Source organism: Methylorubrum rhodinum (assembly GCF_014199935.1).
GTDB classification, from domain to species: Bacteria; Pseudomonadota; Alphaproteobacteria; order Rhizobiales; family Beijerinckiaceae; genus Methylobacterium; species Methylobacterium rhodinum.
Genome location: NZ_JACHOP010000003.1, coordinates 253,567 through 270,098 on the forward strand (window position 1 = coordinate 253,567; position 16,532 = coordinate 270,098).

Genomic DNA, 16,532 nt, shown 5'->3' on the forward strand with positions numbered 1-16,532 from the left:
CTGCCTTGGTCCCTTGGCAAGGCCTGTGCCGTGTCATCCCGTGGCGACACGTCCGCTGGATCGCTGCGGTTCGCGCGCAGCCCGGAGGCCGATTCCGGCGCGGGTCCCCTATCCACAAGGCGGAGTAAAAGGCCCCGCTCTGCTCGCGTCGCGTTCGCCGACATGGCCGATCCGGCAGCGACCCTCCGCGAAAAAATCAGAAGTCGCGCTGCACCCGCATGCGGATCTGCGTCGTGTCGTAGCGCTTCTCGGTGAAGGCCGGCAGCCCGCCCACGGTGACGGGGCGGGTCGAATCGGTGACGCGTCCGCTGAGCGGGCCGGTGCCGATGTAGGTGCCCTCAATGCCGATATCGAGGTCCTTGACCGGCGACCAGATCAGGCTCGTGCCGGCGATGATCTGGTAGTTGTCCCGCAGGATCGGGCTCACGGCGAAGGCCGCGCCGATCGGCGGGGCGGAGGCGCCGACGAGGCCGCTGACGAGGCTGAACGCCTCGCGGGTGCCGCGCGAGAAGCTGACCTCGCCGTAGCTGCCGAAGAAGGCCGAGCGCCATTCGGGCGCCCAGTAATGCAGGAAGGAGGCGGTGGCGGTGAAGCTCCGCGACAGGTCGATCCGGCCCGAGAGCGGGTTGACCACCGCGTCGGCGAGCGCGTGCACGAACGGCGCGCCCTGGACGGGGCCGAGCTGGCTGGCATAGGTGCCGGTGAAGTAGGAGAAGCCGGTATAGATCAGCGCGCCCTCGCCGTAGGCGCCCTGCAGGTACAGCCCGTCGCCGGGGGCGATCCAGGGCATGTTGAGCTTGAGGCCGCCCTGCACCGCCCAGCCGTACTCGGTCTGCGCGCCGGAGGCGACGCCGCGGGCGGCGAGCAGGGCCGCGGCGGTGCCGGCACTGACCGGTCCGGCAGCGGCGCCCGGCGCCGGAGTCAGGGTGGAGACGGCGGAATTGGCGATAAAGCCGCCGATGTTCACGTCCTTGACCGCCGCGGAGAGCTGCACCGAGCCCCAGGGGGCGTCGTAGCGCAGCGCCCCGACGAAGTCGGGCATGCGCGAGCGTTGCACCGCATCGACGAAGGCGACCGTGTTGGCGGTGCCGTCGGCATTGGTGCCGAGGATCACCGGAGTCGGCGCGGTGATGAAGACGTTGTTCAGGCCGCTCTGGCCCGGCACGGTGCCGGTGAGGCCGATCGAGGAGGCGTAGAACGGGTTCTTGCGGAAGTTCGGGTCTTCCATCGACAGGGTCGCGGACCAGTTCTCGCCGAACTTATGGGTGTAGGCCAGCAGGTTGGTGGAGGGCACGTCGGAGCCCGCCGTCGAGCCGATCAGCTCGTAGTCGTGGGCGTAGAAGTCGAAGAACGAGGAGGCGCGGCCCGCCGTCAGCCCGGCGAACTGCACGAAGGCCTTCTCGGTGACGAGGAAGTTCTGCACGCGCCCGAACTGGTCCTGGCCGGTGGCCGGGAAGGCGTTGGCGATGCGCTGCTGGGTGCCCGAGGTCATGAACACGCCGGTGCGGCTCGCGGCTTCCAGGCGCAGGAAGGCGCGGAGCGTCCCGTAGCCGGTCTGGGTGCGCGCATCGAAGTTCATGCGCATCAGCCCGCGATACTGCGACAGGTCGCCGGACGAGTTGCTGCGGTTCTGCACCGGGATGTAGCCGGCCTCGAACCGGGCACGGCCCGAGACGCGCAGGCAGGTGTCGGTGCCGGGGATGTAGAAGAAGCCCGCGCCGTAGGCGGAGCAGACCCGGACATACTCGATCGGCACGGCCGTCTTCACCGGCAGGTCGGCGGCACGCGCGGCGGGGGCGGCGACCACGAGAAGGGCCGTGCCCGAGAGAAGTTTTTTTGTGAGTTGGCCCATGCCCGCCCTCAGCCCGTCCCGCTCGTCGCCTCGAACACGTCCGCGTCGCATCGCGGCCCCACCCGCCGTCTCGCGCGGCGGTCCTGAGGCGCGCTCTGCCCATCGATCGGGCAAGGTGTTCGATGCGGATGCAGGACTTGAATACCGTCCAATAGCCGAAGCGTGGCGGGGCGGATCAACAAAGACAAGCTTGATCTTGCGGTCCACAGGCGTCCGAGCCGGCGTGTGACTTTTTTGCCGGCGGTTGTTGCTTCCTGCGGCGTGAGGGTGATTTCGGGGATGAGGCCGAGGGCTGGCGCGTATCCGGTGGGTCGCTTCTGTGAGGCGCGCATCCCCTCTCCCCGCGTGCGGGGATGAGGGGGAGCCCGCGGCCTTCGTCGTGCTCTGCCGGACGGCGTCCTACTCCTCCCGCTCCCCCTGCCCCCCGATGTAGCGCCCGAGGGCGCTCGACGCGTTGAGCATGTGCGCCCGCATGCGCCGCGCGGCGGCCTCGCCGTCGCCCTCGGCCATGGCGGCGAGGATGGCGCCGTGCTCGGCCCGCGAGGCGTCGATGCGGCGGGGCTGGCGCAGCTGCGTGCGGCGGAAGGCGGCGAGCCGCTCGCGGATGGCGAGCGCCTGCTCGGCCAGGAAGCCGTTGTGGGTGGCGGCGTAGAGCGTCTCGTGGAAGGCGCGGTTGAAGCCGTCATAGGCGTCCACGTCCCCCGCCGCGACCATCGCGGCGGAGCCCTCGTGCAGGTCGATCAGGCGGCTGCGCTCCAGCGGCGTGATCCGGTAGGTGGCCAGCCGCGCGCACATCGCCTCGATCTCGGCGGTGGTCTCGAACATCTCGGCGATGCGCTCCGGCGTGGTGCGGGCCACCACCCCGCCGCGCCGCGGGCGCAGCTCCACGAGCCCGGCGAAGGCGAGTTGCCGCAACGCCTCCCGCACGGGGGTGCGCGAGGCGCCGAAGCGGTCGGCCAGCTCCTGCTCGTCGAGCGCGGTGCCCGCCGTGAGGCTGCCGCCCGCGATGGCGTCGGCGAGCGCCGTGCGGATCCGGTCCGAGATCAGTCCGCGCGCCTCGGCCCCCTCTCCCAGCTCCATGCCTTCCTCCCTGACGTTCCGTGCGGCCGAGCCCGCCGAATCCTCGCATTCAGTATGCAAGATCGTTGACAGACGGCGACAAGAGATACATTTTGGCCGCCAGGAGCGGATTGTAAATCCAAGAGCGCGGATTTTTCGCCGTCTCCGTATACGCAGGTGGCGCGGATGACGGATTGGCGGAGCGAGCGGGCGGCGCGGGATGCGCGCGTCGAGGCGGGCCGGGCCTTCGCCGAGGGCAAGGTGGTGGCGGCGCACGCCGTCACCGATCTGCTGGAGGCGGTTCTGCGCCCCGGCGACCGGGTCTGCCTGGAGGGCGACAACCAGAAGCAGGCCGATTGCCTCGCCCGCGGGCTGGCGGCCTGCGATCCGTCACGGATTCACGACCTGCACATGGTCCAGTCGGGCATCGTGCTGCCCGAGCATCTCGACGTGTTCGAGACCGGCGTGGCCAAGCGCCTCGACTACTCGTATTCAGGCCCGCAGGGGGCGCGCATCGCCAAGATGCTCTACGGCGGCAAGATCGCGCTCGGCGCGGTGCACACCTATCTCGAATTGTTCGCGCGCTACTTCGTCGACCTGACGCCGAACGTCGCGCTGATCGCGGGCGTCTCGGCCGACCGCGGCGGCAACCTGTACACGGGGCCCAACACCGAGGACACGCCGACGGTCGTCGAGGCGACCCACTTCAAGAACGGGCTCGTCATCGCCCAGGTCAACGAGATCGTCGACCGCGTGCCCCGCGTCGACATCCCCGGCGACCGCATCGACTTCGTGGTGGAGGCCGACCGGCCGTTCTACGTCGAGCCGCTGTTCACCCGCGATCCGGCGGCGATGACCGAGACGCAGATCCTCATCGCCATGATGGCGATCAAGGGAATCTACGCCGAGTACGGCGTGAAGCGCCTCAACCACGGCATCGGCTTCGGCACCGCGGCGATCGAGCTGCTGCTGCCGACCTACGGCGAGCGGCTGGGCCTGAAGGGCACGATTGCGACCCACTGGGCGCTCAACCCGCATCCGACCCTGATCCCGGCGATCGAGTCGGGCTGGGTGAAACAGGTCCACTGCTTCGGCTCGGAAGTCGGCATGGACCGCTACATCCGCGAGCGGCCGGACGTCTTTTTCACAGGGAGCGACGGGAGCCTCCGCTCGAACCGCGCCTTCTGCCAGACGGCCGGGCTCTACGCCTGCGACATGTTCATCGGCGCGACCCTGCAGATCGACCTGATGGGCCATTCCTCCACCGTCACGCAGTCGCGGGTGGCGGGGTTCGGCGGCGCGCCGAACATGGGCTCGGACCCGCACGGCCGCCGCCACCCCTCCGACACGTGGATGAAGGCCGGGCGCGAGGCGCAAACGTCGGGCGATCCCGCCCTGATGCGCGGGCGAAAACTCGTGGTGCAACTCGTCGAGACCTTCGGGGACGGGCTGGTGCCGACCTTCGTCGAGCGGCTCGACGCGATGGAACTCGCCAGAAAAACCGGGCTCGAACTGGCCCCCGTCATGATCTACGCCGACGACGTGACCCACATCGTCACGGAAGAGGGCATCGCCAACCTGCTGCTCTGCCGCGACGCCGACGAGCGCGAGCAGGCGATCCGCGGGGTGGCCGGCTACACCCCGGTCGGCCGGGGCCGCGACCGCGCCAAGGTCGAGGACTTGCGGGCCCGCGGCGTGATCCGCCGGCCGGAAGACCTCGGCATCTCGGCGCTGGACGCCGACCGCTCCCTTCTCGCCGCGCGCTCGATCAAGGACCTGGTCCACTGGTCGGGCGGTCTCTACGAGCCGCCCGCGAAGTTCCGGAACTGGTGAGCCCCCATGCCGCCCTTGCCCCCACCCTCCCCCTCATCCTGAGGTGCCGCGAAGCGGCCTCGAAGGAGGGCTCCAGGGATCGCGAGACTTCTGGAGCCCTCCTTCGAGGCTGAGCTGCGCTCAGCACCTCAGGATGAGGTGATCTGTTTCGATAGAGCGACCTTCTCTCGGAGGCCCCGATGGAATCCCTGACCTTCCGCCACACGACCCAAAACCCCCTCCCCGGCACGCGGCGCGAGGCGATCACCGGGGTCGTGGCCTCGGGCAACCTCGAAGTGCTGCTGGAGCGGGTGCTGGCGCCCGATGCCTGCGAGGTCGCGGTCGAGACCGCGATCAATGGCTACGGCGACGTCTGGGAGGCGGTGGTGGCGGATTTCGTCGCCCGCGCCCAGCCGGGGGGCCTGCGCATCAGCATCAACGACGGCGGCGCCCGCCCCGACACCGTGTCCCTGCGCCTGCTCCAGGGCGTGCGCCTGATGGAGGCCTGAGATGGCAGCCGCCGACCCCCGCGCTCTAAGCTGGTACGAAGCTTCCGCCCGCCAGCGCTTGGCCGCCTTCCTCGACGCCGACAGCTTCGAAGAATTCCTCGGCCCCTCCGAGCGGGCGATGAGCCCGCACCTGCCGCTGTTCGAACTGCCGCGCGCCTTCGACGACGGCATCGTCGTCGGGCGCGGGCGCCTCGACGGCAAGCCGGTGCTGGTGGCCGCTCAGGAGGGCCGCTTCATGGGCGGGGCCTTCGGCGAGGTGCACGGCGCCAAGCTCGTCGGCCTGCTGCGCGCGGCGTTGGCGGCGAAGCCGGCGGCCGTGCTGATCCTGTTCGATACCGGCGGCGTGCGGCTGCAGGAGGCCAATGCCGGCGAGACCGCCATCGCCGAGGCGATGCGGGCCATCAGTGAGGCGCGGGCCGCCGGCATCCCGGTGGTCGGCCTGATCGGCGGCCGGGCCGGGGCCTATGGCGGCGGCGGCCTCATCGCCGGCACCTGCGCCCGGCTCGCCGTCTCGGAGAGCGGGCGCATCTCGGTCTCGGGGCCGGAGGTGATCGAGACCAACAAGGGCGCCGAGGAGTTCGATTCCCGCGACCGGGCGCTGGTCTGGCGCACCATGGGCGGCAAGCACCGCCGCCTCACCGGCGGCGCCGACGCCTTTGTGCCCGACACCGTCGCGGATTTTCGCGAGGCCGCCCTCGACCTGATCGGCCGCGCCCCGGCCTTCGACCTCGCGACCCTGGAGGCCGAGCAGGTCCGGCTGGAGGCGCGGCTCGGTCGCTTCGGCGATTGTCGCGACGGCGCCGAGATCTGGGCGCGGCTCGGCGTCAACGACGCGCAAGCGGTGCCGGCCATGACCGACTCTGCCTTTCTCGAAACAGCGGCCGGCGTGCCGGAGGCCAGCCACGATGCCCGCTAAGATGCCTTTGGACCGTATCCTCGCCTCGCTGTTCCCCGCGGGCCATTCGGTGAGGGTGACCGACGGCCTGATCACCGGCGAGGGCCCGCTCGACGGCACCCGCCTCGTCGTCGTCGGCATCGACGGCGACACCGCGCTCGGCGTCGAGGGCGCGCTGGCGCTGTCCCGCGCGGTGCTCGACGCGGTGAAGACGGGCGACAAGGCGCCGATCCTCGTGGCGGTCGATTCCGACAGCCAGCGCATGAGCCGCCGCGACGAGCTGCTCGGGCTCTACGAATGCCTCGCGCATCTGGCCAAGTCGCTGCTGCTCGCCGACCGCCTCGGCCATCCGACGGTGGGGCTGATCTACGGCCACTCGGCCGCGGGCGCCTTCATCGCCACCGCGCTCGCGACCCGCGTGCTCGCCGCCCTGCCGGGGGCTTCCCCGAGCGTGATGGATCTGCCCTCGGTCGCCCGCGTCACCAAGCTGCCGCTGGACAAGCTGGAGGCCATGGCGGCCTCGACCCCGGTCTTCGCACCGGGCCTCGACAACATGGTGGCCACCGGCGCCGTCCACGCGGTGCTGGACCCGGAGCAGCCGCTCGACGCGCAACTCTCCGCCCTCCTCGCCGACCTGCCCGCGGGTGACACCCGCGACCGCCTCGGCCGCGAACGCGGCGGGCGCCCGATGGCGCAGGCGATCGCCGAGCGGGTGGTGTCGCAGGCGCGCGGTGGCTGATTTTTTCGCCGCACGGCCCCCCGCCCGGCAGCCGGATGAAGCGCGGGCCTCTCCTCCCCCTTGCGGGGAGGAGGTGGGAGGTGGGGGTCGCGCAGAAGGAACCACCGGCGCCTTATCCTGCGCGACCCCCACCCCTACCCCTCCCCGCAAGGGGGAGGGGAATCCGCGTCTCCGTCGTCACGACCTCGTCCGGGTCGATCCCACCGCCTGGGCCGCCCTCCTCGCCGACCGGCCGGACCTCGCGGGCGTGCCGCCCCTCCCCGGCTGGGCCGCGTCCGGCTGGCCGCTGATCGTGCGCCGTCTCGCGCCGGGTGAGGATCGGGCGCGGGTGCCGCTCGGCCTGCCGCTGCCGCCCGCGCTCGGCAAGCGGCGCATCGGCTTCGGCTTGCCCCCCGCCGTCCTCACGCCCGGCCCGGCGCCGACCCTGGCCGAGGCCCGCGCCGCCGCGCCGCCCGCGTGGCATCCGACCCTCGACGCGCTGATCGCCCTCGGTGCCCGCCACGGCCTCGTCCCGCGCCCGTTCGGCGGCCTGCTCTGGCAGGCGCTGACCGGCCTGCCCTACCTCACGGCCACGTCCGACCTCGACCTGCTCTGGCCGCTGGCCGGGCCGCTCCCCAAAACCTTCCTCGACGATCTCGCGGCCATCGCCGCGGCGGCGCCGATGCGCCTCGACGGCGAAATCGTCCTGCCGGATGGCGGCGGGGTGCAGTGGCGCGAGTGGCACGAGGCCGGGGACGGGGAGGTGCTGGTGAAGCACCGCGAGCGGCTGGAGATGCGGTCCGTGCCGCTCCTTGGTTCGCGGATTGCGACGAGGCGGAAGCAAGCGCAGGTCCCCTCCCCCTTGCGGGGAGGGGTTAGGGGTGGGGGTCGCGCAGAAGGCACCGCTCCGCTCGATCCTGAACCACCCCAACCGCCTCCCTCCTCCCCGCAAGGGGGAGGAGAGGCGCCCGGCTTGTCCTCGTTCGAGGCACTCGAAGCGGCAGGCCCGCGTGGCGAGGAGCTCTCACCATGAGCGCCCTCCCCGTTCTCTCCACCGCCGCACCCTGCGACGCCCCGGCCCTCGCCCGGCTCGCGGTCGAATGCCTGCGGCTCGAACTCGACACCTACCCCAAGCCCGGCCTCGTCAGCCGGATCGACAGCGGCAGCCACGACGACATGGACGCCGCGACCTTCGAGGCCAGCGCGGCGGCGCTCGAACCCCACTTCGCCGAACTCGCGCAGGCCGGAGCGCAGGGCCTGCCCATGGACGCGCTCCGCCGCATCGGTCTCGACGCCGAGGCCGCGATGCGGGCGGCGACGGGGGGCGTGAACACCCATCGCGGCGCGATCTTCGGGCTCGGCCTGCTGGTCGCGGCGGCGGGCGCCCTCGCGGCGCCGGGGTGTCGCCTCGCCCCCGGTGCGCTCGGCTTCCATGTGCGGGCGCGCCATGCCCGCGCCATCCTCGGCGGGCCGGTGCTGCTGCACGCCCCCGGCGCCCAGGCGCGGCGGCGTTACGGCGTCGGCGGGGCACCGGCGGAGGCGTCCGCCGGCTTCCCGACGCTCTACCGGGTCGGCCTGCCGGCGCTGCATCGCGGGCGCCGCGCGCGGGCCGGCGAGGAGGCCGCGCGGGTCGAGGCCTGCCTCGCCCTGATCGCGGCGCTCGACGACACCAACCTGCTCCATCGCGGCGGCGAGGCCGGCGCCCGCTTCGCCCGAGCCGAGGCCGCCGGGTTCGTCGCGGCCGGCGGGGTCGCGCAGGAGGACTGGCACGCCCGCGCCGAGGCGCTGCACCGCGCCTTCGTCGCCTGCCGCCTCAGCCCCGGCGGGGCCGCCGACCTGCTGGCGATGACCGTGTTCGTGGACCGCCTGGAGCGGGCGCCGTGACGCTCGCCCTGCTGCTCTCCGGCCAGGGCGGCCAGCATCCAGGCATGTTCGCCCTCACGGCGGAGCGGGCGGAGGCGCAAGCCGTGTTCGCCGCGGCTCGTCCCCTCCTCGGCGAGGACCCGCGCGATCTCGCCGCGTCGGGCGGCGGGCGCCTGCACGAGAACCGCACCGGGCAGATCCTGTGCTGCACCGCGGCGCTTGCCGCCTGGGCCGTGATCGCGGCGGGCAGGCCCGGCCGCGCGGTGGTGGCCGGCTACAGCATCGGCGATCTCGCCGCCTGGGGCGTGGCCGGGCGGCTCAGCCCCGAGGCGGTGCTGCGGCTCGCAGGCCTGCGGGCCGAGGCGATGGATGCGGCCTCCGGCGAGGGTTTCGGGCTCGCCGGCATCCGCGGCCTGTCCCTCGACGCGCTCGGGACGAGAGCCGAGCGCCACGGCTGCGATCTCGCCATCCGCAACGCGCCCGACAGCGGCGTGGTCGGAGGGCCCCGCGCGGCCCTCGACGCGCTCTGCGCCGAGGCGCTGGCCGCGGGCGCCCGCCGCGCCGTGGTGCTGCCGGTCCACACGCCCTCGCACACGCCGCGCCTCGCGCCTGCCGCCGGGGCCTTCGCCGCAGCGCTCGCCCGCGAGAGCCTGCAGCGCCCGCCCCCCGGCGCCCCGCGCCTGCTGAGCGGACTCGACGGCGCGCCGGTCTTCGATGCGCGCCGGGGCCTGGACAAGCTCGCGCGCCAGATCGCCGAGCCGATCGACTGGGCCGCCTGCCTCGACGCGGCCCGCGAGTTCGGGGCGACCCGCGTGCTCGAACTCGGCCCTGGCCACGCCCTCGCCACCATGGCCCGCGAGGCGCTGCCGGACGCGCGCGTCCACGCGCTGGAGGATTTTCGCACGGTGGAGGGGATGTTGGGCTGGATCGGCGGCTGAGGCGGCGCTCAGGGTATCACCGAGGCATCCCCTCGCCCCGCGGTGCGGGGAGAGGGGAACCCGGCGGGTCTCTGTCAGCCGACCGGAAACCGCTCGACGTCACGCGAACGCCGCCCGCAACGCCTCCGCATCGTAGGGCTTGCGGATCACCGGCACGGTGCCGAGGTCGGGCGGAATGCGGAAGCTCTCGCCGTAGCCGGTGGCGAAGGCGAAGGGGATGCCGCGCTCGGCGAGCCGCCGGGCCACGCTCACGCTGGTCTCGGCGCCGAGGTTGACGTCGAGGATGGCCCGGTCGGGAGGCGCGGCCTCGATCAGGCGCAGGGCCTCCCGCACGGTGCCGGCGAGATCGACGGCGGTGGCGCCGAGCGCGGTCAGCACCTCCTCGGCCTCCAGCGCGATGATCATGTTGTCCTCGACGACGAGCACGGTGCCGTCGAGCCGGATCGGCGCGGCGGCGGCGGCCTGGACGGCCTTGCGCTTCGGCGCGGGCGGGGCGGCGCGCACGAGGTCGGGCGGAATGGTGAAGCGGGCCTCGACGCCGGACACGGCGTAGCGGATCTCCGCCTCGCCCTTCAACTCGTAGGGGATCGAGCGTTCGATCAGCGTCGTCCCGAAGCCGCGTCGGCTGGGCGCGCGCACCGGCGGGCCGCCGCTCTCGCGCCAGCGGATCACGAGGTGTTCGAGGGAATCGCGCTCCCATCCCACGTCGATGCGGCCGTGGGCGTTGCTCAGCGCCCCATACTTGGCCGAGTTCGTCATCAACTCGTGGACGACCAGCGCCAGCGTCGAGAAGGCCTGCGGTTCCAGGAGAACGTCGTCGCCCGTGAGCACGACCCGGTCGGCCCGCGCGCCGAGATAGGCGCCCGCCTCCAGCAGGATCAGGTCCCGCAGGGAGCCCGGCCCCCAATTCGTCGTGGTGATCTGGTCGTGAGCGCGCGCGAGCGCCTGGATGCGCGCGCCGACCACCTCGGCGAATTCCTCCGCCGAGCCCCCGGCCGTGCGGCTCTGGGTGACGACGCCCCGGATCAGGTTGAGGATGTTGCGCACCCGATGGTTGAGCTCGGCGATCAGGAGCTCCTGGCGCTCCTGCGCGCCCTTTCGCTCCTTCTCGGCGGAATCGGTGAGCCGCAGGATCACTTCGAGCAGCGTGATCCGCAGGGCTTCCGCCGTGCGTAGCTCGACTTCGGTGAAGGGAAGCGCCCGCCCGTGCACGACCTCGCGCCACGCCTCGAAACTCTTGCGCGGCGTCAGGCGCACGCCGTTGGGGCCGGGATTGGCCGGTTTTTCCGGGTTGCCGGCCCAGGTCACCGTGCGGGCGACCTCGCGGCGGAAGAACACGAGGAAGTCCCGCGGCGTGCGCGAGACCGGCACCGCGAGCATGCCCGCGGCCCGCTCGGTGAAGTCGCGCCCCGGCTCGTGCACGCGGCCGATCTCGTCCGTGGCGTAGGCGCGGCTCGCCGCCGTGCGGTTGAGGAAGCGCACGAGGCCGGTGAACTCCTCCCGCGTCGGCGTCCCGCCCTGGAGCGTGATCTCGCCGTTCACCCACAGGCCGATCCCGTCGCAGGGGATGATGGCGGCGAGCTCGTCGAGAAACTCGGAGAGGCCCTCCAGACTGGTGCCGCCGGAGGCGAGCGCGCTCATCAGCCGATTGTGGATCTCGCGCGAGCGCGCCTCCTGCGCGACCTCGACCTCGCGCTCGCGGCTCTCCAGGATCCACGAGAACATCTGGCCGAAAAGCTCGGAGCCGGTGCGGCGCTCCAGCGAGATGTGGCGCGGCTCCATGTGGTGGCAAGCGAACAGACCCCACAGCTTTCCGTTGCGCAGGATCGAGACCGACAGCGAGGCCGCGACCCCCATGTTGCGCAGGTATTCGATGTGAATCGGCGAGACGGTGCGCAGGGTCGAGAGCGACAGGTCGAGGGGGGCGCCGTCGGGATCGCGCGCCGGGACGATCGCCACGCCCGGCGCCTCGATGTCGGCGATGATGCGCAGCCAACTCCGCTCGTAGAGGGCGCGGGCCTGTTTGGGGATGTCGGAGGCCGGGTAGTGCAGGCCGAGATAGCGGTCGAGCCCGGAGCGGACCGATTCGGCGATGACCTCGCCCGAGCCGTCGGGGGCGAAGCGGTACAGCATCACCCGGTCGAAGCCGGTGAGCGCGCGCATCTGCCGGGTCGCCTCGCGGCAGAGCGGCTCGAAATCCACTGTCTGGCGCAGGCGCGAGACCATGTTGCGCACGAGGTTGCCCGCGCTCAGATGCTCGGGCGCGCTCGGCTCGGCCTCGATGACGATCGATGCGCCCGACATGTGGAGCGCCACGTCGAACAGCGGGCCCTCGGCCAGCAGCCGCACGCCGAACACCCGGTCGACCGCGTCCGGGCCGCGCAGGGTCTGGAGATGGCCGCGCAGCAGGTGGACCGCCTCGCCGTCGAGGACTGACAGCGCGGGCGCGCCGAGCAGCGCCTCGACCGGGCGCCCGAGCCAGTCCGGCGCGTTGGCGCTGGCGCGCAGCACGATCCAATCGGCCGAGACCGCGACGAGGAAGCCGAAGGGCTGGACCGCGCCGAGAACGTGGATCGGCTCCCGGTCGCAGGAGGACAGGTCGACCGTCGGTTCCGGCTGTCCGGCGGGGATCTGTGTCATGCGCTCGCGGAAGATGAAGGGGCGCGGGTCGCGCGGCCGGCCGCAGGATCCGTCCTTCGCGCACTTTCCCGGTTGTCACAAGCGGCTCGCGCACAATCCTTCGCGATGCAGGACGACGCAGCCGCAGGCGGGCGCCGCCTCACGCCGCGGCCCCGCGCCGGGCGATGTCGCGGCCGAGCCTTGCGGCGAGCAGGCCCACGGCGACCAGCAGCAGCCCCACCGCGGCCAGCGCGTGATCGAACCGGCCGGTGGCGTCCTTGATCCAGCCCATCAGCGACGGACCGACGAAACCGCCGAGCCCGCCCACCGCGTTGACGAGCGCGATGCCCCCCGCCGCCGCCCGGCCGCTCAGGAGCGCGGTCGGCAGCGTCCAGAAGGTCGGGAGCGCGGCGAACACGCCCATGGCCGCCGCGCCGAGCGCCAGGATCGAGACCAGAGGTCCGGAGGCTTGGCTCGCCACGCCGAGCGCCAGCCCCGCCGCGATCGCCGGGCCGCCGGTGTGCCACGCCCGCTCGCCGGTCGCGTCCGAACGGCGGGTCCAGGGCACCATGACGGCGGCCGCCGCGCCGTAGGGCGCGGCGCTGACGAAGCCGGTGGCGAGCGGCCCGAGGCCGAAGCCCGAGACGATCTGCGGCAGCCACATCCCGACGGCGTAGAGCCCGGTGCTGAGCCCGAAATAGACCAGCGCCAGCCCGAGCAGGCGCGGCTGCAGCAGGGCCGCCGACAGGGGGCGCTCCGCCTCTGCCGGTCGTTCGTCCTGCGCGAGCCGGGCGGCGAGTCCGGCCCGCTCGTCCGCCGTCAGCCAATCGGCCTTCGCGGGGCGGTCGGTCAGGACGCGCAAAGCCAGGACCCCGAGCACGAGGCTCGGGGCCGCCTCGATCAGGTAGAGCCATTGCCAGCCGGCCAAGCCCAGCGCGCCGTCGGCGGCGGTGAGGATCAGCCCCGAGACCGGGCCGCCGAAGGCCGCCGAGAGCGGCACCGCCACCATGAAGGTGCCGACGATCCGCGCCCGCTCCCGCGCGGGAAACCAGTAGGTGAGGTAGAGGATGATGCCGGGAAAGAACCCGGCTTCCGCCAGTCCGAGGGCGAGGCGCACGAGGTAGAACGAGGTCTCGCCGGTGACGAAGGCGGTGGCGCCGGAGACGAGCGACCACGTCACCATGATCCGCGCGATCCAGCGCCGCGCGCCGACCCGCTCCAGGATCAAGTTGCTCGGCACCTCGAAGGCGACGTAGCCGAGGAAGAACAGCCCGGCGCCGAAGCCGTAGGCGGCGGCCGACAGGCCGAGGTCGCGGTTCATCGTGAGCGCGGCGAAGCTCACGTTGACCCGGTCGAGATAGGCGCAGAAGTAGCAGAGCATCAGGAACGGCAGCAGCCGCCGCGCCGCCTTCCGGCGAGCGGCCGTGGCGGCATCCGTCTCCGATGGGGCGAGGCTCACGCGTCCCGGTCGTCGGGCTGCACCTCGTCGTCGTCCTCGTCCTGCGGCGCCTCCGGGGCGGCGGGGCGCGGGCCGGTGGCGGCGGTGACGAAGTCGCCCTTGCGCAGGGCCTCGCCGCTCGACACCATCACGCTGAGATACGAGGCCAGGGTATTGGGCGCGACGTCGGGCAGGCGCCGGGCGATCTCGGCCTGGGACAGGCCGGTCGGCCCCGCACTCTCCAGCAGCGCCCGCAGCCGGCCCTTGGCGGAGTTCGCCCGCGGCCCGCGGCTGCCGCGCCCGCGACCGCCCGCGCGGGGAGCGCCGTCCTCCATCGCGGCCACGGTCTCGGCGAGCGGCGTGCCCTCGACGATGGCGGCGAGCGAGCGCTCGGCGAGCCGCAGCTTGGCCAGTTCTTCCGAGATCCGGTCGTATTCGCCCTGAAGGTCGGCCAGGCGACGACGGATGTCCGTCAGCGTGGACGCCAGCATGTCTCCTTCGCTCATCGGCGGACTCAACTCCTGATATGATCCGCCCTTCTCAGTCATAGCGGGGCGCGCGCGTCAATTCTTCGAAGGTCGGGAAAGGCGGATAACCGGGCGTGTTGCACGATCCTCCCGCCGCGGGGCTCTTGGAAAGCCTCCGGGTCTCGTGCCGCATCGGCTTCTTCCGACACGCCGGAAGCCATGTTCCGGGCCGATGCCCCAACGCCAGGGGCCCGGCCGCCTCCCCCCGAAGGAGGCGGCGGCCGGGCCCCGGATCGTCCGGTCGACGGGCGATCAGGCGCGGCGGCGGCGCTCGGCGAGATCGACGATGCCGGCGGTCTCGCGGGGGCCGACCCAGCGCGGCAGGGCCGGTGCGGCCAGCGTCACCCGCAGGAACACCGTGCCGCGGCAGCCCTCCCACAGGGAGGCCGGCAGCGGGGCGGCGCCGTCGGTCCAGCGCCAGTGCGCCGCGCCGTCGGTGTCGAGCAGGTGCAGGCCGCTCTCCAGGCGGGCGTCGTCGAGGGCGATCGGGCGCAGGCCGGTCAGGCCGTCGTCGAGGCTCAGAGAGGCGAGGCAGACGCCGAGGCGCCGGTCGTCGCTCGTGCCCGGACGGACATGGGCCGGGACGCTGACTTCGCTGACGAGGCGCACGTCGCGGGCATCGGCCGGCAGGATGAAGCGGGCGACGAGGCCGTCGGTGTCGGGGCGGACCGTCTGCCCGTCGACGACGAGGTGCAGGTCGGCCAGCGGCGCCTCGACGAGGCTCCAGCCGAGCGCCTCGGCGCGGGCCTGAAGGCGGGCGCGCACGGCCTCGACCAGCGCGCCGTCCTCGTGGAACGGGCGGCAGAAGTCGGCGGTGGTGCGACCCGCGGCCGTGTCCGGGCCGAGACCGAAGCCGGCGCCCTCGAAGAAGGCGCGGTTGCCCATGTCGAGATAGCTCTCGGCGGGCAGGCCCTCGGCGAGCAGGATGTCGTGGCTCTCCAGCTCGACGTGCCAATAGGTGACCTCGGCGACCTCGACCTGCGCCACCGTGGTGCCGTTGACGAGGCGGATGGCCGGGATCAGCACTTCGCCGAGCACGTCGACGCAGACGGCGTGGCCGGGCGAGACCAGGAGGTCGCGGGCCGGACGGCCCTCGCCGAAGGCGTCCGCGGCGATGCGCACGGGCAACAAGTCGGCGCGGCTCCGGCACTTGAGCGTGCGGTGGCCGATCCAGCGGATCGCGCGCGCCTCGCCGGAGGCGGTCACGGCGAGATCGCCGACCGTGAGGTCCTCGACCGCGACCTCGCCCCGCGCCGTCAGGATGCGTGTGCCGGTGACGTAGCAGGGGGCGTTAGTGCTGATCGTTGTGAAGTTGCCGCCGGTGCCGCCGTTGTTGAAGCTCAGCTGATTGGAATTCTGAAAGCTTCTGAGTTTGTAGTCGTTGCCGGTGGTCGTGAAGCCTAGGCCCTGAAAATCCAGGCCGAAATAGCTATATCCTGATTGCCCCTGGTTGGCTGCACTCCAGAAAATGTTGTTGTAATTTCCAACGGTGTTGCCGCCCGTTCCATTGGTGTCGCCACGGGTCGGATTGCCGCTTGTCGGCGCTTGGGACAGCAGTCCCGTGATCGTATCCCCGTTGATCGACCCGCTGATGCCGATGATCCGGTAGCCCGTCCGATCGGCGCCGCCGAAATTATAAGTGCGCAGGGTATCTTCGGTCGTGATCTCAATCGAAGCATTAGGGCCTGTTGCCGTATAGGTATAAGTAGCCATCAGGGCGCCCCTCTCCATATAGTCTGTTGTTCGAACCTCGCCGCTTGCGGCGATGTTTCTCGTACCAAACGGATTGGCCGCGTTGGCTCGAAATCAGTCGAAGCGAGTCCTCGGGCGAACCATCGCACCGTTGGACCTGTGCGAGTAAGATGCCGTTATCCTAGAACGCAGACGTATCAACCGAAAAGTGTGTCCTGCACAGGCCCGTGCGGTTTTTGCGGGATGTTGCCGGCGGGACACAATCAGGACTCGAGATGGTGCGCTCTGAGGTTGGTGCGTCGCGCGGGCGGACCGGAGGCGCCCTCGACTTTACCTCTTGACGGATCCAGTGCGCCAACTGAGTCTATCAGATTAGAATACTCTCATTTGATCTGTTTATGAGAGGCGCCTGTCGATTCGATGTCGATCGGCCTCGGCGTCGCTTCGCCGTCGTGGCCGGCTTGCGTACAACCTCGTCGAGTGCAACCCCTCGTGACAGCGGCGCCGACATGTGCCTTGATGAGGGTCGAAGGCGCTGCGGGCGCGAGGGGGCGCACGAGGGCTTAGGTTTCGCGCCGCCTGAAAATAATCGGCAAAGAGTCGCCCAGCT

General features: G+C 71.9%; 13 protein-coding genes. 7 read left to right on the forward strand and 6 right to left on the reverse strand.

Annotated elements, in window-relative coordinates:
• Window positions 1-196: 196 nt before the first annotated feature.
• Window positions 197-1,852: a porin gene (locus HNR00_RS05540; protein ID WP_183566121.1), complete on the reverse strand. Its 1,656-nt coding sequence runs from the start codon at window positions 1,850-1,852 to the stop codon at window positions 197-199.
• A gap of 399 nt (window positions 1,853-2,251) precedes the next feature.
• Window positions 2,252-2,932, reverse strand: a complete 681-nt coding sequence (locus HNR00_RS05545) for a GntR family transcriptional regulator (protein WP_183566124.1) — start codon at window positions 2,930-2,932, stop codon at window positions 2,252-2,254.
• A 165-nt stretch (window positions 2,933-3,097) separates the two neighbouring features.
• On the opposite strand from HNR00_RS05545, the gene mdcA reads away from it, so the two are divergent.
• The 7 genes from mdcA to HNR00_RS05580 all read left to right on the forward strand — a co-directional run bounded on the left by mdcA (window position 3,098) and on the right by HNR00_RS05580 (window position 9,646).
• Window positions 3,098-4,744, forward strand: coding sequence for a malonate decarboxylase subunit alpha (mdcA, locus tag HNR00_RS05550; protein WP_183566127.1), 1,647 nt, complete (start codon window positions 3,098-3,100; stop codon window positions 4,742-4,744).
• A gap of 179 nt (window positions 4,745-4,923) precedes the next feature.
• Window positions 4,924-5,232 (forward strand): malonate decarboxylase acyl carrier protein, encoded by a 309-nt coding sequence (gene mdcC / locus HNR00_RS05555; RefSeq protein WP_183566130.1) that lies wholly within the window; start codon window positions 4,924-4,926, stop codon window positions 5,230-5,232.
• A gap of 1 nt (window position 5,233) precedes the next feature.
• Entirely contained in the window at window positions 5,234-6,148 is a 915-nt protein-coding gene (locus tag HNR00_RS05560; protein WP_183566133.1) for a biotin-independent malonate decarboxylase subunit beta, read from the forward strand.
• Between the two features lies 1 nt (window position 6,149).
• On the forward strand, window positions 6,150-6,866 hold the full coding sequence (mdcE, locus tag HNR00_RS05565) for a biotin-independent malonate decarboxylase subunit gamma (RefSeq protein ID WP_183566135.1): 717 nt from the start codon (window positions 6,150-6,152) through the stop codon (window positions 6,864-6,866).
• Window positions 6,867-6,939: 73 nt separating this feature from the next.
• A complete protein-coding gene (gene mdcG, locus HNR00_RS26005) occupies window positions 6,940-7,878 on the forward strand; it encodes a malonate decarboxylase holo-[acyl-carrier-protein] synthase (RefSeq protein WP_183566138.1) in 939 nt (312 codons plus the stop codon).
• Window positions 7,875-8,729 (forward strand): triphosphoribosyl-dephospho-CoA synthase MdcB, encoded by an 855-nt coding sequence (mdcB, locus tag HNR00_RS05575; protein WP_183566140.1) that lies wholly within the window; start codon window positions 7,875-7,877, stop codon window positions 8,727-8,729. Before mdcG ends, mdcB begins: the two co-directional genes overlap by 4 nt.
• On the forward strand, window positions 8,726-9,646 hold the full coding sequence (locus tag HNR00_RS05580) for an acyltransferase domain-containing protein (RefSeq protein WP_183566142.1): 921 nt from the start codon (window positions 8,726-8,728) through the stop codon (window positions 9,644-9,646). Before mdcB ends, HNR00_RS05580 begins: the two co-directional genes overlap by 4 nt.
• 99 nt (window positions 9,647-9,745) lie before the next feature.
• On the opposite strand, the gene HNR00_RS05585 is transcribed toward HNR00_RS05580, so the two are convergent.
• The 4 genes from HNR00_RS05585 to HNR00_RS05600 all read right to left on the reverse strand — a co-directional run bounded on the left by HNR00_RS05585 (window position 9,746) and on the right by HNR00_RS05600 (window position 15,943).
• Entirely contained in the window at window positions 9,746-12,286 is a 2,541-nt protein-coding gene (locus HNR00_RS05585) for an HWE histidine kinase domain-containing protein (RefSeq protein ID WP_183566156.1), read from the reverse strand.
• Between the two features lie 139 nt (window positions 12,287-12,425).
• Window positions 12,426-13,646, reverse strand: coding sequence for an MFS transporter (locus HNR00_RS05590; RefSeq protein ID WP_183566476.1), 1,221 nt, complete (start codon window positions 13,644-13,646; stop codon window positions 12,426-12,428).
• A 74-nt stretch (window positions 13,647-13,720) separates the two neighbouring features.
• Window positions 13,721-14,209: a hypothetical protein gene (locus HNR00_RS05595; protein WP_183566159.1), complete on the reverse strand. Its 489-nt coding sequence runs from the start codon at window positions 14,207-14,209 to the stop codon at window positions 13,721-13,723.
• A 273-nt stretch (window positions 14,210-14,482) separates the two neighbouring features.
• Window positions 14,483-15,943, reverse strand: a complete 1,461-nt coding sequence (locus HNR00_RS05600) for a Hint domain-containing protein (RefSeq protein WP_210306314.1) — start codon at window positions 15,941-15,943, stop codon at window positions 14,483-14,485.
• Between the last annotated feature and the right edge of the window lie 589 nt (window positions 15,944-16,532).